We start from the raw sequence: 778 nt of genomic DNA, 5'->3' as shown, positions 1-778 counted from the left end.
AAAGTGACAGCGGGTTTAAATACGTTAAATAGTAAAACAGGTGAGATGCAGACGGGCATAGGGAAATTGCAAGATGGATCTCAGAAAGTAACAGCGGGTTTGAATACGTTAGTAAATAAATCAGGTGAATTAAAAACAGGAACGAATGAATTAGCAGCTGGTATGGAACAGCTTGTTGGAGGACAAAGTCAATTAGAGGGGGTTTCTCAAAAAATTGAAAAGGGTTTGCAAGAATTAGATAGTAAAGTGAAAAGTTCTGCTGCAGGTTTAGAAGAAATGCAGGCGAAAGTTCCTACAATATTAAATAAAGTAAATGAGAAGATAGACGGAGCTGAAAAAAACGTAAATCAGTTAAATGGATTTACTCAATCAACAGCAGGAGATGCCAAAAATGCAGCGCAAGATGTAGCTAATTTACAAAAGCAAATTGAGAGTTTACCAAAAGAATATCAAGAGCAGTTACAACCGTATGTAACAAATGCGGCAAAAAGTACAGCGACAGTTCAACAAAAAGTTGCTGTAGTATCGGGTGGAACAAAGCAACTAAACGAAGAAGTAAATCAACTAAAAGGTGAAATAAATCAAAAGGCAAGTGAAATGCAAAACAAACTACCGAATTCAGGTGGGATTAACACTTTAACGGATGGTATTACGAAATTAATGAATGCGCAAAACCAATTTGTAAGTAAGTTTCACGGATTTGGTGAAGGATTAAATAATGCCAAAGTAGGTGCAAATAAATTAAATAAGGGGTCAGATCAATTAATTGATGGAGTAA

1 pseudogene is annotated in these 778 nt (G+C 35.6%); it reads left to right on the top strand.

Annotation, left to right across the window (positions count from 1 at the left end):
• Positions 1 to 778 (top strand): annotated as a pseudogene (locus tag MR170_RS30865) (YhgE/Pip domain-containing protein); the annotation flags it as partial.

This window comes from Bacillus cereus group sp. BfR-BA-01524 (assembly GCF_022662595.1).
Lineage (GTDB): Bacteria > Bacillota > Bacilli > Bacillales > Bacillaceae_G > Bacillus_A > Bacillus_A thuringiensis_S.
Note: the sequence above shows the minus strand (reverse complement) of the source record. Positions and strands in the feature narration are given on the sequence as shown.